At 67.3% G+C, this 22165-nt stretch carries 19 protein-coding genes and 1 tRNA gene; 8 read left to right on the top strand and 12 right to left on the bottom strand.

Translation table 11 applies throughout. From position 1 onward, the window contains the following. Nucleotides 1-148: 148 nt before the first annotated feature. Genes N7640_RS23700 through N7640_RS23710 form a run of 3 tightly spaced genes read right to left on the bottom strand, consistent with a single transcriptional unit; the run spans nt 149 to nt 3733 of the window. On the bottom strand, nt 149-892 hold the full coding sequence (locus N7640_RS23700; RefSeq protein ID WP_279903818.1) for a thiosulfate oxidation carrier complex protein SoxZ: 744 nt from the start codon (nt 890-892) through the stop codon (nt 149-151). After that, nucleotides 889-2166, bottom strand: a complete 1278-nt coding sequence (locus tag N7640_RS23705; RefSeq protein ID WP_279903819.1) for an NAD(P)/FAD-dependent oxidoreductase — start codon at nt 2164-2166, stop codon at nt 889-891. The genes N7640_RS23700 and N7640_RS23705 overlap by 4 nt, the downstream gene beginning before the upstream one ends. Before the next feature lie 4 nt (nt 2167-2170). Continuing rightward, nucleotides 2171-3733: a methyl-accepting chemotaxis protein gene (locus tag N7640_RS23710; protein ID WP_279903820.1), complete on the bottom strand. Its 1563-nt coding sequence runs from the start codon at nt 3731-3733 to the stop codon at nt 2171-2173. A 206-nt stretch (nt 3734-3939) separates the two neighbouring features. Here N7640_RS23710 and N7640_RS23715 point away from each other — a divergent pair, with 206 nt between their 5' ends. The 4 genes from N7640_RS23715 to N7640_RS23730 all read left to right on the top strand — a co-directional run bounded on the left by N7640_RS23715 (nt 3940) and on the right by N7640_RS23730 (nt 6702). Next, entirely contained in the window at nt 3940-5175 is a 1236-nt protein-coding gene (locus N7640_RS23715) for an ABC transporter substrate-binding protein (RefSeq protein ID WP_279903821.1), read from the top strand. Between the two features lie 65 nt (nt 5176-5240). Next, nucleotides 5241-6143, top strand: coding sequence for an aromatic amino acid DMT transporter YddG (gene yddG, locus N7640_RS23720; RefSeq protein ID WP_279903822.1), 903 nt, complete (start codon nt 5241-5243; stop codon nt 6141-6143). A 97-nt stretch (nt 6144-6240) separates the two neighbouring features. Then, nucleotides 6241-6317 (top strand) — tRNA-Met (locus N7640_RS23725). A 217-nt stretch (nt 6318-6534) separates the two neighbouring features. Further along, entirely contained in the window at nt 6535-6702 is a 168-nt protein-coding gene (locus N7640_RS23730) for a hypothetical protein (RefSeq protein ID WP_279903823.1), read from the top strand. A gap of 5 nt (nt 6703-6707) precedes the next feature. Here the strand turns inward: N7640_RS23730 and N7640_RS23735 are convergent, their stop codons facing one another. From N7640_RS23735 to N7640_RS23755, 5 genes are all read right to left on the bottom strand, one after another. Continuing rightward, the gene (locus N7640_RS23735; protein WP_279903824.1) at nt 6708-7607 is read right to left on the bottom strand and encodes a DMT family transporter; all 900 of its coding nucleotides are present in this window, start codon (nt 7605-7607) and stop codon (nt 6708-6710) included. Beyond that, on the bottom strand, nt 7608-8252 hold the full coding sequence (can, locus tag N7640_RS23740) for a carbonate dehydratase (RefSeq protein ID WP_220813128.1): 645 nt from the start codon (nt 8250-8252) through the stop codon (nt 7608-7610). It abuts the gene before it with no gap. A gap of 11 nt (nt 8253-8263) precedes the next feature. After that, nucleotides 8264-8716, bottom strand: a complete 453-nt coding sequence (gene rimI, locus N7640_RS23745; protein ID WP_279903825.1) for a ribosomal protein S18-alanine N-acetyltransferase — start codon at nt 8714-8716, stop codon at nt 8264-8266. Further along, nucleotides 8713-9510 carry an energy transducer TonB gene (locus N7640_RS23750; RefSeq protein WP_279903826.1) on the bottom strand — a complete coding sequence of 266 codons (798 nt, stop codon included), beginning with the start codon at nt 9508-9510 and terminating at the stop codon, nt 8713-8715. The genes rimI and N7640_RS23750 overlap by 4 nt, the downstream gene beginning before the upstream one ends. A 150-nt stretch (nt 9511-9660) precedes the next feature. Then, on the bottom strand, nt 9661-10656 hold the full coding sequence (locus tag N7640_RS23755; RefSeq protein ID WP_279903827.1) for a helix-turn-helix domain-containing protein: 996 nt from the start codon (nt 10654-10656) through the stop codon (nt 9661-9663). A gap of 97 nt (nt 10657-10753) precedes the next feature. Between N7640_RS23755 and N7640_RS23760 the strand changes: the two genes are divergently transcribed. Beyond that, nucleotides 10754-11578 carry a dienelactone hydrolase family protein gene (locus N7640_RS23760; RefSeq protein ID WP_279903829.1) on the top strand — a complete coding sequence of 275 codons (825 nt, stop codon included), beginning with the start codon at nt 10754-10756 and terminating at the stop codon, nt 11576-11578. Between the two features lie 45 nt (nt 11579-11623). Here the strand turns inward: N7640_RS23760 and N7640_RS23765 are convergent, their stop codons facing one another. Both N7640_RS23765 and N7640_RS23770 read right to left on the bottom strand, forming a co-directional pair. Then, nucleotides 11624-12868 (bottom strand): saccharopine dehydrogenase family protein, encoded by a 1245-nt coding sequence (locus tag N7640_RS23765; RefSeq protein WP_279903830.1) that lies wholly within the window; start codon nt 12866-12868, stop codon nt 11624-11626. A 29-nt stretch (nt 12869-12897) separates the two neighbouring features. Next, nucleotides 12898-13995: a carboxynorspermidine decarboxylase gene (locus N7640_RS23770; protein WP_279903831.1), complete on the bottom strand. Its 1098-nt coding sequence runs from the start codon at nt 13993-13995 to the stop codon at nt 12898-12900. Nucleotides 13996-14226: 231 nt separating this feature from the next. On the opposite strand from N7640_RS23770, the gene mksB reads away from it, so the two are divergent. Genes mksB through mksF form a run of 3 tightly spaced genes read left to right on the top strand, consistent with a single transcriptional unit; the run spans nt 14227 to nt 18988 of the window. Beyond that, entirely contained in the window at nt 14227-15474 is a 1248-nt protein-coding gene (gene mksB, locus N7640_RS23775; protein WP_220813135.1) for an Mks condensin complex protein MksB, read from the top strand. Next, nucleotides 15471-16172, top strand: a complete 702-nt coding sequence (mksE, locus tag N7640_RS23780; RefSeq protein ID WP_279903833.1) for an Mks condensin complex protein MksE — start codon at nt 15471-15473, stop codon at nt 16170-16172. Before mksB ends, mksE begins: the two co-directional genes overlap by 4 nt. Beyond that, complete coding sequence (gene mksF, locus N7640_RS23785) at nt 16169-18988, top strand: Mks condensin complex protein MksF (RefSeq protein ID WP_279903835.1); 2820 nt, start codon at nt 16169-16171, stop codon at nt 18986-18988. The genes mksE and mksF overlap by 4 nt, the downstream gene beginning before the upstream one ends. Nucleotides 18989-19366: 378 nt before the next feature. On the opposite strand, the gene N7640_RS23790 is transcribed toward mksF, so the two are convergent. After that, nucleotides 19367-19675, bottom strand: coding sequence for a PepSY domain-containing protein (locus N7640_RS23790; protein WP_142135567.1), 309 nt, complete (start codon nt 19673-19675; stop codon nt 19367-19369). 77 nt (nt 19676-19752) lie between these two features. After that, nucleotides 19753-22053 (bottom strand): MlaD family protein, encoded by a 2301-nt coding sequence (locus tag N7640_RS23795; protein ID WP_279903836.1) that lies wholly within the window; start codon nt 22051-22053, stop codon nt 19753-19755. Nucleotides 22054-22165 lie beyond the last annotated feature (112 nt).

The raw sequence follows: 22165 nt of genomic DNA on the forward strand, positions 1-22165 counted from the left end.
CCTCTTCTTGTGGTGCCTGCCCCTGCCAGTGGGCCAGGTCGTGCTTCGATCTTTGCAGCCGCTCTGCCGCGCGGGTATGCGCCGATGGCACAGCCGGACTACTCATTTGGTAGTACATGCCCGAGTGCAACCCTCGGCGGGGCGGCGCTCAGGGCAAGCGACGGTCGAAGGTCGCGCCGTCGTCGTCCCTCCAGCGTAGACCCAGCTCACCGGCCTCGACCGGCAGCACCACCCGCCAGTAGGGATTGGCCGCCAGGCCGGCGAAGACCTCCACCCGCATCAGTTCGCCCCGCTCGCCGCTCACCCGCAGCTCGCGCAACAGGTGACGCGGCAGCAGGCGCCCGTCGGCGTCGTGGCGCTGGCCGGTCTCCATGGGATGGCGCAGCAGGCTGGCCAGTTCGCTGCCGCCGTCCAGCGGCCGGCGCCAGGCCTGGCTGCGGCCGAGTCCTTCCGCCGGATCGCCGAGCGGCGGCGACAGGCAACTGCTGCCAGCGATGCGTACCAGCTGGCGCACGGCCCAGGTGCGGCCATCGGCATCGCGCGCCAGCACCAGCAGCGCCTGGCTCCGGGGCAGGCGCACGCGGGTGCTCAAGCGCAGCGGTTCGTGCCAGCCCCGCAGCTCCACACGGGCGATGCGCGGCTCGTCTTCCTCCTCTCGCAACAGCACCAGCCGCAGTGGCGGGCGGGCGCCGCGCAGGCTCAGGGTGACAGCGACGAAGGCGCCGTCCTCGACCCATTCCGGTACCTCCAGCGCCAGACCCTCCGCCTGGGGCATGCCATCGGCGAGCAGCCGCTCACGCTCGTCATGCAACGGGTCGGCGGACAGCGGCAGCACCAGGCACAGCGACAGAATCGCCAGTAGGGTGCGCCGCGCGCACCGATAACCACTCACGCCGACGATCCCCATGCCGCCCCACAACTGGCGACGTACCAGGCCGCCGCCAGCTCGGCCTCGTGCCGGCGCAGCGCATCGCCGCCCTCCAGCAGGCTGAGCCGCAGGCTGCCCGGCACCTCGCCGAGCAGCCCCTGCTCGACGCGATAGCGCGCCGAGATGGACACCGCGTCGTCGGGCGTCAGCAGGCTGTAGCAGGTGTTGCTCAGCGCGGGCGCCCGGGGTGGCTCGCCACGCAGCTCCGCCAGCAGATGGGCGACCGCCAGGTGCGCCTGGGCCTGGGCACTGAAGGCGGACTTGGGCATGGGCGCGGCGACGCCGGCGTCGCCCAATACCGTGATGTGCCCGTCGCCACGCGCGCGAAAACGCCCGGGCTCCACCGGCACCCAGCCACTGGCATCGGTCAGCCCAGCCCGCGCGGCAATGCTCGCCGCTCGCTGCGGCGGGATCAGGTTGATCACCGCCGCGCGGTGGCGGGCGCCGAACTCGCACTCCAGCTCATGCCGCGCCGCATCCGCCCGCACCACCCGGCCGTCGCCGGCGTGGCCGACCCACTCAATCAGCCCCGGGTAGTGGCGCTGCCAGCCCTGCATGAACAGCGCCTGCTTGGAGAAGCTGTCCTTGGCATCGAGGATCAACAGCTTGCTGCGCGGCTTGTGGCGCCTGAGGTAGTCGGCGATCAGGCTGGCCCGCTCGTAGGGGCCGGGCGGGCAGCGGTAGGGGTTGTCCGGCACACTCATCAGCACCAGCCCGCCATCGTCCATGGCCTGCAACTGGCGACGCAGCAGCTCGGTCTGGGCGCCGGCCTGCCAGGCGTGCGGCAGTCGCTCGGCCGCGGCGGCGTCGTAGCCTTCGATGGCGTCGAAGCGCATCTCGATGCCCGGCGCCAGGACCAGATGGTCGTAGCCGAGCCAGCGGCCATCATCGAGTTGCACGCGGCGGCCGGCCGGATCGATGTCCCGCGCCGCCTGGCGCAAGTGGCGGACGCCAAGGCGCTCCAGCTCGCGGAAGGACCAGGCGATCCGCGCCAGCGGGTCGAGCCCGGCGATCACCCGGTTGCTCATCGGGCAGGTGTGATACGTCGTCTTCGGCTCGACCAGCACCACCTCCAGCCCCGGCTCGGCCTGGATCAGCAGGCGCGCGGCGGTGGCGCCGGCGAAACCGCCGCCGACCACCAGCACCCGGGCGGCGACACCCCGGCCCTGCCCCGCCCGCGCCCACCAGGGCAGCAGGGCCAGGCCGGCGAGCAGGCGGCGACGGCTGAAGGCGATCATCGGCTCAGCGCGCCGCGGCGCCTTCCGGCCGATAGCCCAGGCGCAGCCCGCCCCAGTGCCGGCCCTTGACGCGGATCGGCACCGACAGGTCGTGCATCAGCTCGCCGGTGTCGCGGGTATAGGTCTGCAACAGCAGCGTCTGTTCATGGCTGCCGCAGCGGATGCCGGTGCGGTCGTCGAAGCGGCGCTTGCTGCGGCTGCGCACCGTGTCCACCTGGCGGTCGCCGGTGGGCGCGGCGCTGAACGCGCGGTTGTGGGTGGGCACGTAGCCCTCGGGCGTGCAGGCGATGGCGAACACCAGGCCCTCGTGCTGTTGCAGCAGCGGCTCCTGGATATCCGGCAGCACGCGGTCGGTGTAGTCGTCGAAACGGGTCTTGTACTTCGCCGGGAAGCTGCCGGGCACGGGGCGGTACTGGCGGTCGAACAGATCGTCCAGGCCGATGCCGCCGGCGTCGATATCGGCCTCGAAGCGCGCGGCGATGGCCTGGGCACCCTGCCGGGCGAGGTCGTAGACGCGCTGGTGGTAGTCGTCCAGCGCCACCTCGGCGAGGCGCTCGCTGATTTGTTCGGCCTGGCCTTCCAGGCGCCCGGCGACGCTACCTAGGCGCTGGGTGTGGGCATCGCTCTCGGCCAGGTCGCCGCGCATCTGCTCCATGGCGGCGAACAGGCTGGTGAGCTGCTCGCGGTTGACCTCGGCGCCCTGGGCGATCTCGCCCACCTGCCCCTCCACCGCCTGGGCCAGCTCGACGATGCTGGCGAGGCTGGCGCCGGCCTGCTCGACGGCGCCGACGCCCTCGTCCAGCTCGCTGGCCAGCTGGCGGATCTGCTCGACCACCGCGGCGGTCTGGCGCTGGATATCGGCGACCATCTCGCCGACCTCCTCGGTGGCGCTGGCGGTGCGCGCGGCCAGGCCGCGCACCTCGTCGGCCACCACTGCGAAGCCGCGCCCGGCCTCGCCGGCCCGCGCCGCCTCGATGGCCGCGTTGAGCGCCAGCAGGTTGGTCTGGCTGGCGACGCCCTGGATCACCTGGGTGACCCGCTGGATATCCTCGCTGCGCTGGCTCAGCCCACCGATCAGCTCGCGGCTGGCGCTGGCGCGGCCGCTCAGCTGGTGCATGCGGTCGATGCTCTGGCGCAGCACCAGCAGCCCCTCGTCGCTGCTGCGCCGGGCGTCGTGCGAGGCCGCCAGGGTGCGCTGGCTGAGCAGGCTGGTCTGCTCCTCGGTGGCGATCATCACCTCGGCGTTGCCGACGATGCTGGCCGCCGCCTGCAGCTGCGACGCCAGGCGCTGGGCCAGCTGCTTCACCGAATACGCCACCTCGGCCGCAGACAGTGCATTGCCGCTGGTGGTGCGCGACAGGTCTCGGCTCAGGCTCAGCAGCGACTCGTCGTCGCCGGCCTCCGCGACCGGCGCGGGCGCACCGCCTTTGAGCAGCAGCGGCAGCCAGGCCACCAGCACCGCCAGCGGCAGGGCCACTGCCAGGCCGATGTTGCCGCGCTGCAGGGCCAGGATCAGACAGCAGATGGCCAGGGCCTGGAGCAGGCCCGCCAGCAGAAGTCGATACATCGCATACCTCGTCCCGGAGGTTCTTGTGGTTGTCCGCCCATTAGGCGCCCTGGACCGGGTACTGGCCATCATTCCTTGGTCGCAAACGGCTTGGCCGAAAGAGCGGTAACGCGCCCTAAGTCGCAGGCACTTCGGCACAAGGACCAATGGTGCCAAGGCGGCGGGCTCCCTAAAAAGGCGGCTCGTGATCGACAAGGAGTGACACCATGCCCCGCCTGCTCACCGGCCTGCTGCTCGGCGCCCTGCTCGCCGGGCCCGCCCTGGCCGACAGCGTGAAGATCGGCCTGAACTACCCGCGCACCGGCAACTACCGGGACGAGGGGCTGGAGCTGAGGCGCGGCGCGCTGCTGGCGGTGGACGAGGTGAACCGCAGCGGCGGCGTGCTCGGCAGGCCGCTGGAACTGCTCGGCGAGAACACCGCCTCGCGCGCCGAGCAGGCCCGCGACAACGTCGACCGCTTCGCCGACGCCGGCGCGCGCATGGTGTTCGGCGGGGCGACCAGCGAGGAAGCCATCGCCGCCGGCCAGCGCGCCCGCGAGCGCGGCCTGCTCTACTTCGCCACCCTGAGCTACGCCAACGACGTCACCGGCAGCCAGGGCCACCGCTACCTGTTCCGCGAATCCAACAGCGCCTGGATGAGCGCCCGCGTGCTTGGCGAATACCTGGCCTGGCACATGCCGCGCCGGCGCTACCACTACATCCTGATCGACGACGCCTGGGGCCGCAGCATGGAAAACGCGCTACGCCAGGCCACCGGCAGCAGCGACCGCGCGCGCCACGGCCGCACCGCGCTGCCCACCGGCCTGGTGCGCCGCGATCAGTACCAGGCGGCCCTGCGCAAGGCGGCCGACAGCGACGCGGACATGCTGGTACTGGTGCTGCTCGGCGACAACCTGCAGCGCAGCATGCGCATGATCCACAACATGGGCCTCAAGCAGCGCATGCAGGTGATCGTGCCGAACCTGACCAAGAGCGTGGTGCAGCAGAGCGGCCCGCTGGTGATGGAAGGTGTGATCGGCACCGAGGCCTGGACCTGGGACCTGCCGCGCCAGGAAGGCAACGCGACCGGCGAGCGCTTCGTCCAGCGCTACATCGACGAGCACCGCGAATACCCGGGCAGCACCAGCGCCTCGGCCTACGCCATCGTCCTGCAATGGGCCGACGCCGTGCGCCGCAGCGGCAGCCTGGACAGCGAAAGGCTGATCGACGCGCTCGAAGACCATCGCTACACCCTGCTCAAGGAGCAGCAGCAGTGGCGCGCCTTCGACCACCAGAACGTGCAGAGCATCTACGCGGTGCGCGTACGCAACCGCGAACAGGTCATGCGCGACCCGTTCAAGCAGGACTACTTCGAGATCATCCACCGCATGGCGGGCGACCACGCCGCGCCCAGCCTGGAAGACTGGCAGCAGGAGCGCGGCGAACAGCTGACCCTGCAATGACGCTGCGCTAGACTCGCGCCCGGCGGGCCGACGGCCCGCTCCCCCGCGTGCAGTTCGGAGTAGCGATGTCCCCTTCCCTCGGCCCCAACGCGGCCACCCTCTGCGGCCTCGGCGCCATCGTCCTGTGGAGCACTATCGTCGGGCTGATCCGCGGCGTCAGCGAACACTTCGGCGCCATCGGCGGCGCCGCACTGATCTACACGGTCGGCGCCCTGCTGTTGCTGCCCCTGCTCGGCCGCCCGCGCCTGCGCGGCTTCCCGCGCATCTACCTGGTGCTGGGCAGCCTGCTGTTCGTCGCCTACGAACTCTGCCTGTCGCTCTCCCTGGGCTTCGCCCACAACCGTGCGCAGGCCATCGAGATCAGCATCATCAATTACCTGTGGCCCTGCTTCACCATCATCCTGGCCATCGTCATGAACGGCCAGCCGGCGCGCTGGCCGATAATCCCGGGCATCGCTCTGGCCCTCACCGGCATCGCCTGGGTGGTCAGCGGCGACCAGGCCATCTCCCTGCAGCAGACCCTGGCCAACGTCTCCAGCAATCCCCTGAGCTACGGCCTGGCCTTCGCCGGCGCGGTGATCTGGGGCGTCTACTGCAACGTCACCAAGCGCTACGCGAACGGGCGCAACGGCGTGGTCCTGTTCTTCCTGCTGGTGGCAGCGACACTGTGGCTGCAGTACGCCTTCAGCGACCGCCAGGCGCTGAGCTTCAGCTTCCCCGCCAGCCTCGAACTGCTCGCCGCCGCCGCCGCGATGGCCGGCGGCTACGCCCTGTGGAACGTCGGCGTCCTGCGCGGCAACCTCACCCTGATGGCGAGCGCCTCGTACTTCACCCCGGTGCTGTCGGCCCTGTTCGCCATGGTCTGGCTCGACACCCAACTGACATCGGCGTTCTGGCAGGGCGTGGCAATGGTTACCGGCGGCTCCCTGCTGTGCTGGCTCGCCACCCGGGAAGCGCCTGGGCACTGACGAATCTCGCTCACGCCTAAGCGCTTGATAACGCGCCACTTTGTCCGCCGAACGGGGTTGACAGCACAAATCGACAAGAGAATAATGCGCGCCACTCGGCTACATAGCTCAGTCGGTTAGAGCGCAGCATTCATAATGCTGATGTCCCAGGTTCAAGTCCCGGTGTAGCCACCATACATTTCAAAGGGTTAGCTTCGGCTAGCCCTTTGTCATTTATGGGGCTGATGAGATAGCCTCCTCGTCCGCATGACATCCAAACTCCCCTTCCCAAAGTCGTCCATTTCGGTTGAGCATTCGCAGCGAATGCCCCCTCTACCGGCTTGAACCCATCGCCCAGACACTTCGGACACCACCATGAGAGACGACTTCGAGAATCCGCGCCGAGCGCGACGTGCCGCTGCATCGCCCCCTTACGCAAGGCTCCAACTATGCGGGGCTGTGGAAGCAGATTGCCCTGGGCATCGTGGTCGGTTACTCGGTGCTGGGCGTGCTGAGCGCCGTCGGCTGGTGGGTGTTCGTCAAGCTGGCCCTGAGCGGGCTGCAGATCACCACGCCCTGATCAAGCTAGCGGGTCTGCGCCCGCCCGGCCAGCAGCAACCCGCTGACGATCAACGCACCACCCGCCCAATGGTAGGGTTGCAGCCCCTCCCCCAGCAGCAGCCAGCCGAGGATGGCGGTGAACACGGGCATCAGGTAGTTGCTCATCGCGGTGCGTGCCGGGCCCAGTTCGCGCAGGCCGATGTTCCATAGCTGGTAAGCCAGCACCGAGGCGAACAGGGCCGTGTAGCCGATGGCGGCGAGGTTGGGGAGGTTCGGCTCGAAGCGCGCTCCCTGCCACAACTCCCAGGCATAGAGCGGCGCCAGCATTGGCAGGCCGATCAGGACCAGCGCTCCGAGCAGGGTGAAGGGCGGCAGCTGGAAGTGTGCGCTCCAGCGGCGCAGCAGCAACGAGTACAGCGCCCAATCGAGCGTCGCCAGCACCATCAACAGATCGCCCTGGGCGAAGGAGAGGCTGGCCAGCACCTGCCAGTCGCCACGGCCGATCAGCCAGAGCAGACCGCACAGCGCCAGGATCAGACCGGCCCAGGCTCGTCGTGCCGGCCACTCGCCGAGCAGCAGCCCGGCGCCGAGGAAGGTGGCCAGCGGCAGGCAGGTGCTGACCAGGCTGATGTTGATCGCCACCGTGGTCTGCGCTGCGGTATAGAGCAGGCCGTTGTAGAGCGTGATGGCCAGCAGCGCGGCGAACCACAACCGCCATCCCGCCCGGCGAAGAACGTGACGGTGCTGCCAGAGCGATGGCCCGACCAGCGGCAGCAGGATCGCCAGCGCCAGGGCCCAGCGCCAGAACGCCAGGGAGAATGGCGGGATGATGCCGGTGAAGGCGCGCGCCACCAGGGAGTTGCCCGCCCAGAACAGGCTCGCCAGGGCCAGGCCGACCCAGGCCAGCAGCGCGGCGCGACTCACTCAGGATTCGCCGAGAGGGCGCAGGCGGTATTGCGGTGGCAGCTGTTCCAAGCCGCTGACGGTGACGTTGAGGTTCTTCCAGCGGCCGTCCTTGATGCCGTAGATGCAGCCATGTACAGCCAGTTGCTGGCCACGGTGCCAGGCGTTCTGCACGATGGTGGTGTGGCCGACGTTGGCCACCTGCTGGATCACGTTCAGTTCGCACAGGCGGTCCACCCGCTCCTCTTCGCTGGCGAACTGGGCGAGGTGCTCGCGGTGCTCGTAGTAGAGGTCGCGGATCGAACGCAGCCAGCCATCGATCAGACCGAACTGGCGGTCCTGCATGGCCGCGCGCACACCGCCGCAGCCGTAGTGGCCGGTGACCAGGATGTGTTTCACCTTGAGCACGTCGACCGCGTACTGGACCACTGACAGGCAATTGAGGTCAGTGTGCAGCACCACGTTGGCGACGTTGCGGTGGACGAAGATGTCGCCCGGCAGCAGGCCGACGATCTCGTTGGCCGGCACCCGGGCGTCCGAACAGCCGATCCACAGGAACTCGGGAGTCTGCTGCTTGGCCAGCTTGACGAAGAAGTCCGGGTCCTTCTCGGTGATCGATTCGGCCCAGCGCGCGTTGTTGTCGAACAGGTGCTGCAGATCGCTCATGTTCCGCCTCGTCAGTCGATCAGGGTGCAGGCCATCACCAGGGCGTCTTCGCGCCCGCCGGGGGCCGGGTAGTAGTCGCGGCGCCGGCCGATTTCGTTGAAACCGTAGCGCTCGTACAGTCGGTAGGCGCCCTGGTTGCTGGCGCGCACTTCGAGGAAGCATTCGCCGGCCCTGAGCGCCATGGCGCGACGCATCAGGTGCTCGAGCAATTGCAGGCCCAGGCCCTTGCCCTGGCTCTGCGGGCGCACAGTGATGTTGAGCAGGTGCGCCTCGTCGAGGATCACCTGGATGATGCCGTGGCCTACCTGCTCCTCACCCTCGAACATCACCCAGCAGTCGTAGGACTTGAGGCCGTCGGCGAACAGGTTGCGGCTCCAGGGATGACTGAAAGCGGCGTTCTCGATCTGCACCACGCGGTCCAGGTCCGCCTCGCTCATCGGGCGGAAGCTGATGGTACCGCTCATACCGGCTGCTTCCAGCGCGGCATCACCCGACGCATGGCGCGCCACAGCTCGGCCTTGCGCTCGGGCTCATCCATCAGCAGCTCCAGGCTCGGCAGCGCCCAAGCAGCGCCCAGGCCCTCGACCTGCAGCTCGCGGTTGTAGGCTTGCTCATCCGCCTCGCCGGCGAAGCGCACGGCGGGCAGGCCGATCAGCCACAGGCAGCGGCAGGGCTCGACCTCCAGCTGGCCGGCGAGCACGCCCTGCACGTAGTCGCGGGCGGCATCCGGGCCCTGGTCCATGTTGCCGCGAGTGAGCAGCGGCCAGCGGATCGGCGAGCCATCGCCGACCTGCTGCGGGGCATCCGGCAGGCCGGCGGCACGCAACAGGTCCTTGAGCAATAGATAAGAGGGGTCGCGGCTCTGGAAGGGCTCGCCAGTGGCCAGTTCGACCAACAGCGCGCAGTCACCGGCGCGCAGCAGCTGCAGGGCGAAGCGCGGCAATGGCTGGACGATTCGCGGCGGCTGTTCCTCGACGATCGCTTCGGCTATCGGCTCGGCCTGTTGGCGAACCTGGCTCCCCGGCCGCGGAATCTCGATCTTCGGGCGCTCGACAGGAGTCGGCACCGGCGCCTCGCGCGCACCTGTCGCAGCAGGCGTGACCTGCTCTGTAGGCGTCTCGACAACCACCGGTTCAGGCGGCGGCGGTTCGAGCAACTCCAGCCGCGACGGCGCGGCAAAGGGCAACGCGGTGCGCGGCAGCCAGCTGGCGACCTGCATAGCATCGAGGTAGGCACGTCGGCGTAGCTCGGGAATCACACGCCCTCCACTTGCGCATGCGCGCCCCACCCGAAGGCATCGGGTGCGGCAGCTTGATGGGGATCGCGACCGGTTGCCCGTCAGGGCGTCGCATGATACCGGCAATTGTCGCGTGAAATACCCGGCGCGGAAAGCGCGGGAAGACGATCTCTACGCGCCGTCGCCTCCATGCACCTGGCCGACCGCCTGGCGAAACTGGCTCGGCGTGCCACGTGCCACCTTGCGCATGAGCCGGCGCAACGCCGAGGTATCGGCGTAGCCGACCTGCTCCGCCACCTGCTCCACCGACAACCGGGTGCTCTCCAGCAGCAGCCGCGCCCGGTTGATCCGCACCCCCTGCAGCAAAGCCGAAACACTGCCCCCGGTAGCCTTGCGCACATGACGCGCGAGGGTGCGGCTGGACATCGCTCGCTCCGCCGCCAGTTCACTGACACTCGGCGGATTCGGCAAAGCGGCCTCGAAGCGCGCCACCAGGCTGGCGACCAGTTCGTTGCCACCAGCCAGCAAGGCCGGGTCGACGTAGCGCGCCTGCGATTGCCGGCCGTCGATCAACAGCACCCGCGAGACGGCCTCCGCCAACGCCGGGCTGAACCGGCAACGCAGCAGGTGCAGGGCCAGGTCCACGTAGGCGAAGGCCGCCCCGGCCGTCAGCAGCTCGCCATCGACCACCAGCACCTGGGCGACCTCCACCCGGCAATCGGGCGCGCGGCTCTGCAGCAGGCCCCCCAGCCACCAGGTCGTGGTCGCCCGCCGGCCCGCCAGCAATCCGGCTTCCTGCAGCAGAAACACCGACGAGCAGGCCGCGGCAATCGTGCCACCGCCCGCGGCATGAGCGCGCAGGGCGCGGCCGACCGCCACAGCGTCCGCCTGCGCCAGGCGCGTGGCGATGGTCTCGGCGTCGGTCATGCCGAGCCCCGGCAGCAGCCAGACCGAAGCGTCACCCTCCCCGGCCTCGAGCAAGGCCTGGGCCTCGATACGCAGGCCGCTGCTGAGCGGCACCGAGGCAATGCTCGAACACACCCGCCAGCGTGGGGCGGCGCAGCCGACCCGGCGCGCCAGGCTGGCGGCGCAGGCGAGGATGTCCAGCGTGCCGCTGACCGCCGAAGCGAAGGCCCCCGGCAGGACGATGAGGGTGAAATCGTACATTGACTGATAAAGCCCGAAAGATGTCGAAACGGACACTTCAAGCAAACCCATTTTCACCGCCAAATTCAAGCCTGCTCCCACGACAGGAAAGCCAGCCATGCCCCCCAGAACGCTCGATGAGTTCGACCCGCTCGAAGACTTCACCCCGCGCGCCATCACCCTCGACGGCACCACCAAGGTGGTGCAGGTCAGCGGCAGCGGCCCGGCGGTGATCGTGATGCCGGAACTGCCCGGCATCAGTCCGCACGTGGCGCGCTTCGCCCGCTGGGTCCGCGAGGCCGGCTTCACCGTGTACATGCCCTCGCTGTATGGCCGCGATGGCGACCCCTCCAGCCTGGAGGCGACCCAGACGATCTTCCGCAAGATCTGCGTCAGCGCCGAATTCCACGCCTTCGCCGGCGCCGGCGCCAGCCCGGTCACGCACTGGCTGCGCGCCCTGGCGCGGCTGGCCCACACGGAATGCGGCGGCCCCGGGGTAGGCGCGATCGGCATGTGCTTCTCCGGCAACTTCGCCCTGAGCATGATGCTCGAACCGGCACTGCTGGCCCCGGTCCTGGCCCAGCCGTCGCTGCCGGTGGACGACCCGGCAGGGCTGGAGATCGGCGACGAGGAACTCGCCACGGTGAAGGCGCGCCTCGACCGTGAAGGCCTGGACGTCCTGGCCTACCGCTTCGCCGGCGACCGCTTCTGCCAGGCGCAGCGCTTCGCCGCCTACGAGCGCGCCCTGGGGGAACGCTTCATCGCCCGCGTGCTGCCCGACAGCGCCGCCAACCGCGAGGTGCCGGAATTCTTCGAGAAGGTCGTGCAGTCGCCCCACAGCGTGGTGACCGTTCACCTGATCGACGAGGCCGGCCAGCCGACACGTGCCGCGCGTGACGAAATCCTCGCCTTCTTCAGACAGAAGCTGATGCCCGACGCCTAGGCCGGAAAAGGCGAGGCCCGCCGATTGGCGGGCCTCGGTCGGGAATCAGAGAGACTGATCCCAGGGGCGGTCGCCGTGCTCGTCCTTGATGCGGGTGGGCAGGCCCATCACATCCAGCAGCTTGAGGAACGGCTCGGCCGGCAGCTCCTCGACGTTGACCATGCGCTGCGCATCCCACTCGCCACGCGCCACCAGCAGGGCAGCGGCGACCGGCGGCACGCCGGCGGTGTAGGAGATGCCCTGGCTGTCGGTCTCGGCGAAGGCTTCCTCATGGTCGGCCACGTTGTAGATGAACAGCTCACGCGGCTGGCCATCCTTGCTGCCCTTGACCAGGTCGCCGATGCAGGTCTTGCCGGTGTAGCCCGGCGCCAGCGAGGCGGGGTCGGGCAGCACGGCCTTGACCACCTTGAGCGGCACCACGTCGAGGCCCTCGGCGGTCCTGACCGGCTGCTCGGAGAGCAGGCCGAGGTTCTTCAGCACGGTGAAGACGTTGATGTAGTGGTCGCCGAAGCTCATCCAGAAGCGCACGTTCGGCACGTCGAGGTGCCTGGACAGCGAGTGCACCTCGTCATGGCCAGTCAGGTACAGGTTCTGCACGCCGACCACGGGCAGGTCGTCGGTGCGCTTGACCTCGAACATGCCGTTGCTGGTCCACTGGCCGTTCTGCCAGCTATAGACCGTGCCGGTGAATTCGCGGAAATTGATTTCCGGGTCGAAGTTGGTGGCGAAGTACTTGCCGTGGGAACCGGCGTTGACGTCGAGGATGTCGATCGACTCGATCTTGTCGAAGTACTGTTGCTGCGCCAGCGCGGCATAGGCATTGACCACGCCCGGGTCGAAACCGACGCCGAGAATGGCGGTCACGCCCTTCTCCTGGCACTCGGCCAGGTGCTTCCACTCGTAGTTGCCGTACCACGGCGGGGTTTCGCAGATCTTGCTCGGATCTTCGTGGATGGCGGTGTCCAGGTAGGCGGCGCCGGTGTCGATGCAGGCGCGCAGGACGGACATGTTGAGGAACGCCGAACCGACGTTGATGACGATCTGCGATTCGGTTTCGCGGATCAGAGCCTTGGTCGCTTCCACGTCCAGGGCGTTCAGCGCGTAGGCCCGGATATCCGCGGGCTGCTTCAGGCTGCCTTTGGCCTGCACGCTGTCGATGATGGCCTGGCATTTGGAGATGTTGCGCGACGCAATTGCAATGCGACCTAGCTCGTCATTGTGTTGCGCGCACTTGTGGGCCACCACCTTGGCAACACCTCCTGCACCAATGATCAGGACATTCTTCTTCAACTCGTTATCTCTCCCTACTTCACCAGCGCTCAAGAAAGGCTGGATAGGTAATCGTCAAAAGTGAATTCGCGAACCACCTCGACGCTGCCGTCGAGCTGCTTCACCACGATGGACGGCATTTTCAGGCCGTTGAACCAGTTTTTCTTGACCATGGTGTAACCTGCCGCGTCGATGAACGACAGACGATCGCCGATGGCCAGCGGACGATCGAACTGGTACTCGCCGAAGATGTCGCCGGCCAGACAGGACTTGCCGCACACCATCCAGGTGTGGTCGCCGTCGTTGGGCGCCATCTTGGCGTTGAGGCGGTAGATCAGCAGATCGAGCATGTGCGCTTCGATCGAGCTGTCGACTACCGCGAGGTGCTTGCCGTTGTACAGGGTGTCGAGCACGGTCACTTCCAGCGACGCGCTCAGGGTGATCGCCGCTTCGCCCGGCTCCAGGTAGACCTGCACGCCGTACTTGTCGGAGAAGGACTTCAGCCGCGCGCAGAACGCATCGAGCGGATAGCCCTCGCCGGTGAAGTGGATGCCGCCGCCGAGGCTGACCCAGTCGACCTGTTCGAGCAGGTGGCCGAAGCGCTCCTCGATGGTGGTCAGCATCTTGTCGAACAGCTCGAAGCTGCCATTCTCGCAATTGTTGTGGAACATGAAGCCGCTGATCTTGCCCATCACCGGCGCGATCTTCTCCGCGTCCCACTCGCCCAGGCGGCTGAACGGACGCGCCGGGTCGGCCAGCAGGTAGTCGGAGCTGCTCACCTGCGGATTGACGCGCAGACCGCGGATGGTGCCCTCGGTGGCCGCCTCGAAGCGCTCCAGCTGGCTGATCGAGTTGAAGATGATCTTGTCGCAGTTGGCGACCATCTCCTCGATCTCGTCATCGGCCCAGCCCACGCTGTAGGCATGGGTCTCGCCCTGGAACTTCTGCCGGCCCAGCTTCAGCTCGTAGAGGGATGAAGACGTGGTGCCGTCCATGTACTGCTGCATCAGATCGAACACCGACCAGGTGGCGAAACACTTGAGCGCCAGCAGGGCCTTGGCCCCGGAATGCTCGCGCACGTAGGCGATCTTCTCCAGGTTGGCCAGCAGCTTCTGTTTGTCGATGAGGTAGTACGGCGTCTTGATCATCTCGTGGCCCCGGCAAGGTCGACGAAGGGAGGCTTCAGCCCCCCTGGAAAAAAGGGACGCGAATTGTGCCGGCAACCGGCGAATATCGAAAGAGCGATGGCTATTTTTCGACCAGCGCGCCGGTTACACAGCATGTCGCCCGCAGGTGACGGGGAGATGACGGGCGCAACTATCGCGGCCGGGCCGATGCGCTACAATCGCGCCTTTTCAGCCCATGGAGCCGGCGCCGCGATGATCGATCCCAAGCGCGTACTGCGCGCCCTCGCCGAGCACTGGACGCTGCTCGAACCGCTGTGCGAGCGCTTCGACACCGGCACCCTGAGCCTGGTCGAGCTGCGCAACCAGCTTGGCGCACAGCTGCCCGAAGGCAGCCCCGCCGACATCACCGCCCTGCTCGACCAGTGGATCCGCCTGGACATCCTGGTGCCGGTGGCCAAGAGTCCCAACCGCTTCGAGCTGAACGCGCAGATCCACGACTTCCTCGCCTACCTCCGCCGCGAGCACCGCCTCGGCCTGTGCCTGGAGATCGAGGCCTACCTGCGCCATCTGGAGCGCCTGGCCGGCTATATCCAGGACGCCTTCGAGGTACGCGACGGCAACGACCTGGCGCGCCAGCTGCGCCTGCTCGACATGCGCGTGCGCGACGTGTTGAAGAAACTGGCCAACGACGAACAGGCCCTGATCGGCGTGGCCGAGCGGGCCAAGACCAGCGACCGGCAGATTCCCCTGCGCCAGCGCTACGCCGAGGTGCTGGCGACCTGGGACGAGTACGTTGAGCCGATGATCCAGCTGGTCTCCGCCGACGGCGCCTTCGAGCAGGGCGTGCGTCGCGTCGAACAGGTGCTGCTGCGCCTGCTCGGCGAGCAGCAGCGCCTCGGCCAACTGGTCGACGACGACCTGCTGCTGCGCACCCACGCGCGCATCCTGGAAATGCAGACCGTCGCCCAGCTCACCCTGCGCAAGGCCCGCGAGCTGCTGCTGCCGCTGCGCGAGGAAGCGCGCCGGCACAACGCCGTGACCCGTGGCGCGGCGCTGGCCCTGTCGGTGATCCGCAAGAAAGGCCTGGACGCCCTGCCACAGGCCGCGATGCCGCTGTTCACCCGGCCGCAGAGCACCTTCCTCGGCACCGCCAGCCAGGTCGAGAGCTACGTCTACGCCCTGGCCCGCTTCGAACCCAAGCCGACCCAGTTCCCCCGCGCCAGCAGCAGCCGCAAAGGAGAGCCGCCACGCGCGCCGCGCACCGCCCGCGAGATGATCGAGCGCTGCGAACAGGCCCTGCCGCTGCCGGACCTGATGGTCTGGCTGCTGGAACAGGAGCCGGACGGTGCCACCGACGAACTCCTCTACTGGTTCTCGCGCCTGTCGCGCGACGGCCGCTTCCAGCGCGAGCGCCTCGAACGCCGCGACTACCTCACCCGCGAGCATCAGGTCAGCCTGAGCTCCTACGCCCTGATCAAGCCGGCCGGGACCACTGCATGAACATCGATCTGAAAGAACTCACCCAGCTGGCACCGATCTTCCGCGAGCTGTTCAAGGGCTACCACATCAGCCGCAGCAGCCCGGAGCTGTACACCCAGCTGTCCAACCTGCAGGACCAGTATCGCGCCCTGTTCAAATCGCTCGGCTACGAACTGGTCTGCGACAGCCGCGGCTTCTATTACTTCGTGCCGGAACAGATGGGCGCGCAGGTCAACAAGACCGCCCAGCGCCTGGCGCTGTTCACCTTCATCCTGGTCGAGCACCTGGCCGACCAGGGCCGCGACCCGCTGGCCGTGCTCGACGGCGGCAGCCTGGGCCGCGACGAGCTGCCGCCGCTGCTGGAGAAATACAAGGACCTGTTCCTCCAGGCCGAAGTCACCACCCAGGATGAACTGGAAGAGAAGGTCATGCGCCGCCTCACCCAGCTCGGCTTCGCCGGCGAGGAAAACGGCGTGTACCGTTTCCTCGCGCCCATGCACCGCTTCCTCGACGTGTGCCTGTCGGTGCAGCAGGACCGCGACCTGGCGGCCAGCCTGCACAGCAACCTGCCGCTGCCGACGCCCGAACTGGTGGCCGACGAGGCCGAAGAAGACATCGTGCGTATCGAGCCGCTCGCCGAGACGCCGGAAGAATCCGAGGAAGACGCCCTGGCCCGCGCCATGGCCGAAGAACGTGATGCCCAGGAGATCGACGCATGAGCCAGGAACGCTACGGCATCCGCCGCTTCGCCCTGTTGAACACCGCCGGCTACAGCCTCGGCATCTTCCCCCTGGAGAACCCGCTGTCGGTCTATGGCGCCAACAACCTGGGCAAGTCGGCGTCGATCAATGCGCTGCAGTTCCCGATCCTCGCGCGCATGTCGGACATGAGCTTCGGCAAGTACAGCCTGGAGCAGTCGCGCAAGTTCTACTTCGCCAGCGACACCAGCTACATCCTGGTCGAAGTCGCCCTGCCCCACGGCCCACACGTGATCGGCGTGGCCGGTCGCGGCCCCGGTGGCGGCTTCGGCCACCAGTTCTTCGCCTACCAGGGTGAACTGGACCTGGCCCACTACCAGCAGGACGGCACCTGCCTGCGCCAGCGCGAACTGTTCAAGAACCTCGGCCAGGCCGGCATCGTCGCCTACGAACTGAAGCCTGAGGAACTGCGCCGCCTGCTGGTCGGCGGCCACACCAGCATCCCGCTGGACCTGACCCTGATCCCGCTGCGCTCCACCAGCGAGCAGAGCCTGAAGACCTTCCGCGCGCTGTTCATCAACCTGCTGCACATGCGCGAGATCACCGCGGCGAAGCTCAAGCAGCTGTTCCTCGACGCCTTCGAACACAGCCTGCGCTCCGGCAGCGTCGACTACATCGCCGCCACCGAAGAAGCCTTCCGCGACGTGCGCCGCATGGAGCAGGACTACCAGGCGCTGGTCGCCGCCGGCCCGCTGGTCGAGGCACTGGCTTCAGGTGTCAGCCAGCGCGAACTGCTGCGCGGCAAGCTGCATCGCCTGTCGCCGCTGCTGGATAACCTGCTGGGCGCCTGGCAGGACTATTCCGGCGCGCGTAAGGAAGAGCTGGTGATCCAGGCCGAGCACTACAAGCGCGAACAGGACGGCCTGCAGAACGAACAGCGTGGCGGCACCGCCGAGCTGATGCGCCTGGAGCGCGAGATCAGCGAGATCCAGCGCTGGCTGGGCGAACTGGCGGTGCTGAAGAACCGCTTCGCCCTCGTCACGGACGCCAAGATTCTGGAAGAGCAACTGCTCACTGCCAAGGACGCCCACGACGAACTGGCCGGCGCCCTGGCCCAGTCGCGCCAGTTCTCCGCCGAGGACCTGGACGAGCGCCTGCGCGACCTGGAGAAACGCCTGAAGTCGGTGAAGCAGCAGCTCGACCACGCCGACAACAACAGCTACTCGCGTCTACGCGAGGAGTTCAGCCAGGCCGACGTCGACCGCCTGATGCGCCTGTTCAACGGCCAGCTGTTCAGCCTGCCGCTGGGTGAGAAAGGCATCCAGGCCGAGGGCGACGACTGGATCAAGGCCGTCGAGGCCGTGCTGGATCGCTTCAAGGGCGACACCTTCGCCGTGCCGGGCCTGTCCATCGACCTCTCCCACATCGAGCCGCCGGCCCTGCAGGCGCTGGCCGACCGCGCCGCCCTGCGCGACCAGAAAGACCGCCTGGAGCGCGAGCTGAAACAACTCAAGACCCAGCAAGCCGTGGCCAACGACCGCGCGGCGAGCAAGGCCCAGGCCGAGCAGTTGTACCAGGGCGTGCTGGATGCACAGAAAGCCCTGGAAGACTTCCGCCGCAGCCAGACCCTGAGCGCCGAGGAGCCGGCCAAGCTGGAGCAGCTGGCCGAAGCCGAGGCCGCCCAGGACGAACTCAAGCGCGCGTCGGACGCCTTCACCGAACGCGTGCAGCAACTCTCCGCCAAGCTGCAGCTGGTCGGTCGCCAGTTGGCCGATCTGGAAGCCAAGGAGCGTACCCTTGAGGACGCCCTGCGCCGTCGCCAACTGCTGCCGGCCGACCTGCCCTTCGGCACGCCCTTCATGGAGCCGGTGGACGACTCGCTGGACAACCTCCTGCCGCTGCTCAACGACTATCAGGACAGCTGGCAGGCGCTGCAGCGCATCGACGGCCAGATCGACGCCCTGTATGCCCAGGTGCGCCTCAAGGGCGTGGCCAAGTTCGACAGCGAGGACGATCCGGAGCGTCGCCTGCACCTGCTGGTCAACGCCTACGCGCACCGCCAGGACGAGGCCCTCACCCTGGCCAAGGCCCGGCGCGCGGCGGTCACCGACATCGCCCGTACCCTGCGCAACATCCGCAGCGACTACGACAACCTGGAACACCAGCTGGCGCTGTTCAACCGCGAGATCAACAAGCGCCAGGTCTCCAACCTGGAGAGCTTCCGCATCGTCCTAGCGCCCAACCGCGACGCGCTCAAGCACATCGACCAGATCATCCACAGCGCCGGCCAGTACGAGGAAGGCGAGACCCTGTCGGTGTTCGACCTGTCGCAGAGCGCCGATCAGGACGCCAAGAACGAGGAGGCCAAGGACTACCTGTCGCGACTGGTGGCCGCCAGCGGCAACCAGCTGGGACTCAAGGACCTGTTCGAGCTGGCCTTCGAGATCACCAAGGTCGGTGGCCAGCCGGTGATGCACACCGACATCGACGGCGCCGCCTCCAACGGCACCACCATGACCATCAAGGCGCTGACCAACATGTACCTGCTGCTGCACCTGATGGACCGCGAGCAGGCCGGCAAGGTGCGCCTGCCCTACTACCTCGACGAGGCGGCGGATATCGACGAACGCAACCAGCAGGCGCTGATCGAGACCAGCCTGCAGCTGGGCTTCGTGCCGATCCTCGCCTCGGTGAAACCGCAGGTCTCGGCCCACGTGGCCATCGACCTCGAAGGTGGCAGCGGCCCCAGCGGCATCTATATCGACGAGGCCGACTGGAAATTCATCAAGCGTCGCGAAACGGCAAAAGCCGCGCAGGAAGAGGCCGAGCCGGCCTGATTCTGCTGCGCAAACGAAAAGGGCCGCTCATGCGGCCCTTTTTCTTGTTCCTGGCTATGTACCCGTTACGTGTTGGCGGCGCAATTCTGCTCTTGTGGGAGCGGCTGGGCGGCACTCCGATTGGCCGCGAAATTCGCGGATAAATCCGCTCCCACAAGGCGTGCAACAACTAACGGGGACATAGCCTTTTTCTTGGCTGTGTCCCCTTTGTTGTAGAGCCCCCTTCTGGATCCCCGCCTACGCGGGGATGACGAGGTAGAGGTGAAACTCCTCCGAAGACCGTCATTCCCGCGCAGGCCGGCAGCTGCAGCTGCTCAGAATAGAGCGACTTAACCGCGCAACACGTAACGGGGGACAGCCTTTTTCTGGCGGGTTGGATCAATCGTCCTGATGGTCCTGCAGCACCTGGCCATTGGTGGCGTCCAGCTCCAGATCCCACTTCACGCCCTGGGCGTCGCGCACTTCCACCTGGTAGATGTAGCGGCCGTATTCCTCTTCCAGCTCGGTCTCGGTGACCTGGCCACCGGGGTGCTTGGCCAGGGCGGCGGCGTTGAGCTTGTCGAAGCTCTGGATGGTGCCAGCGTCGCGCAGCTTGAGGGCTTCGTCCGGGCCGAGGTCGCGGGCCTGGGCAATACCGGCGGTGGCGGCGAGGGTAGTGATGGCGAAAAGAGCAGTCAGCTTGTTCATGTGCGTTCTCCGTCGGGAGTAATGGGTTTCGACGGGGACCACGATAACCAGGCCGACTTAAGCCAAGCTGAATCCGACTACTTCTCCAGCACTATCTTCGGCGCCCACTTCAACCACTCCTCGTTGACCTCGTCGTTGAGCGCGAAGGTCTGCCCGGGCTGGGCCGGACCTCCCATGACCGGGTTGTCCGGCGTGGCGAAGGCGATGCCGCCCTCCAGCAGCGCCTCCAGGGATTCGGTACGCACCTTCACACCCTTGAACAGGCCGGCGTCCACGCCGATGCCACTGGCGTTCCAGAAGCGCGAGCCGCTGCGCACCAGGGGCGCATAACGCGGCTCGATCAGCACATGGATCAGCACCCGGTCGGAGGTGGGCCCCAGCTCGAAGTCGGTGACCTTGCCCACCGGGATCTCCCGGTAACTCACCACCACACCCGGCTTGATCGAGCCCCGGCGCGCCGTGCTCAGCACCAGGCGCAGCCCTTGCTCGCGAATCGCCACGGTGGGCGCCTGCTTGCGCATCTCGAAGAGGCTCTGCGCCTTGCCGGCCTTGGGCGCCGGCAGCACCTCGATGTACTGGCCGCTGACCAGGGTCTCCAGATTGGCAGTGCGCACCAGGCCCAGCTCCGGCTTGACCACCCAGAACTCGGTGCCCACCACGGCGATACGCCCAGTCGCCTTGGTGATACGGGCATGGAGCAGCACGGCCTGCAGATCGTCGGTCAGCTCGACACTCTCCACCTTGCCCACGTCGATGCCCTTGAAACGGATCGCCGTGCCGGGATTGATACCGTCGCCGCTCGCCACCTTGATCTGGATCGCCACGCCTTCCTGCAGCGCCGCCTCGCGATCGTCGTGCAGGGTGAAGCGCTGGATCTTGCGATTGACCGGCGCCTTCGTGTCCGGCGTCTCGAAGGTGACACCGCCCGCGAGCAGGGTCTGCAACGACTCGCTCTTCACCTCGATCCCGGAGGAAATGCCGCCCTTCAATGTCACGCCGCTGGCGTTCCAGAAACGGGTGGAGCTGTTCACCAAGTTCGCGTAGGTCGGCTCGATATGGGCGCCCAGCACGACCCGCTTGCGATCCTGGGAGAACTGGAAGCTCTGGATAGTGCCGACCTTGACCTGGCGGTAGAGGATCGGGCTGCCGACTTCCAGCGATCCCAGCGTGTCGGCGAACAGCACCAGATGCAGGCCGGGCGCGTCGATATCCAGTGGCGGCGCCTTGGCTCGGGCCACGAAGTTGCGCATGGGCGGCTTGCCCTTCTCCCCGGGCTTGAGCGCGATGTAGTTGCCCTTGACCAGCGCCTCCAACCCGGTGATGCCCGCCAAGGAGATAGAGGGCTTGACCACCCAGAACTCGGCACCCTCGGTGAGGTAATCCTCGGCACGCGGGTCCATCGCCAGGTCGAGCGATGCAGAAGCCAGATCGTCGTCGATCTTCACGGTCTTGACCGAGCCAACCTGGATGCCCTTGTACATGACCGGCGTGCGCGCCTCGACACCCTCGAAGTCCTGCAGCTTGAGCACCGCCTTGATCCCGGCCTGGGCCGCATCGAAGTCGTCATAGAGGCGGAAGGGCAGACTCGGATCGGTGGGCGGGCTGTCCTTGCGATGTTCCGGCGTGGCGAAGGCGATACCGCCCGCGACGATGCTGGTCAGGGACTCGGTGCGCACCTTGACGCCGGAGAGACCGGCATCGATGGTCACGCCGCTGGCGTTCCAGAAGCGCGTGTGCTTGCGCACCAGGCTGGCGAACTCTGGCTGGATGTAGATCTGTATCTCGACGGTGCTCTGATCTTCACCCAGCCGATAGCTCTTCACCCGGCCGACCTGAATCTGCTTGTAGAACACCGGGCTGTCGCGGTTGATCGAAGCCAATCGCTCGGCCTTCAGGGTGAGATGCAGGCCAGGAACGCTGTCGGAGAGGGGCGGCTGCTCGGTCAGCGCCACGAACCTGCGGGTCTCTTCCCCATCGCCGGGGCTGACGGTGATGTAGTTGCCGGACACCAGGGTCTCCAGGCCGGTGATGCCGGCCAGGGACACGGAGGGCTTCACCAGCCAGAAGCGGGTATTGCTGCGCAGGTGCGGCTCGACCCGCTTGTCCATCTCCACCGTGACACGCACGCCACGGTTGGCACCCTCGTCGTCCAGCTCCATGCCGACAACCTTGCCGATCGACATGCCTTTGTAGATGACCTCGGTCTTGTTGACCTGGATGCCGTCCCCAGCCGGGAAGAATATCTGAATCTCGATGCCCGCCTGGCTGTAGGCGCGATACGCGAGCCAGCCGCCGATCATCAAGGCTATCAGCGGCAGCACCCATATGGCGGACCAGCTGGTGGTGCGGCGGGTGTCAGGAGAATTCAGTGCTGTCATGCAAAGGAGCTCCAGTCCTCGGTGCGTCAGGGCAAGGTGTTGGACGGCTGATGGGGGCAAAACGATCCTTCAAGCGTACCGCAAGCGTCCTCTTCCCGCATGCCTGTCAGGA

Source organism: Pseudomonas sp. GD04015 (assembly GCF_029837675.1).
Lineage (GTDB): Bacteria > Pseudomonadota > Gammaproteobacteria > Pseudomonadales > Pseudomonadaceae > Aquipseudomonas > Aquipseudomonas paralcaligenes.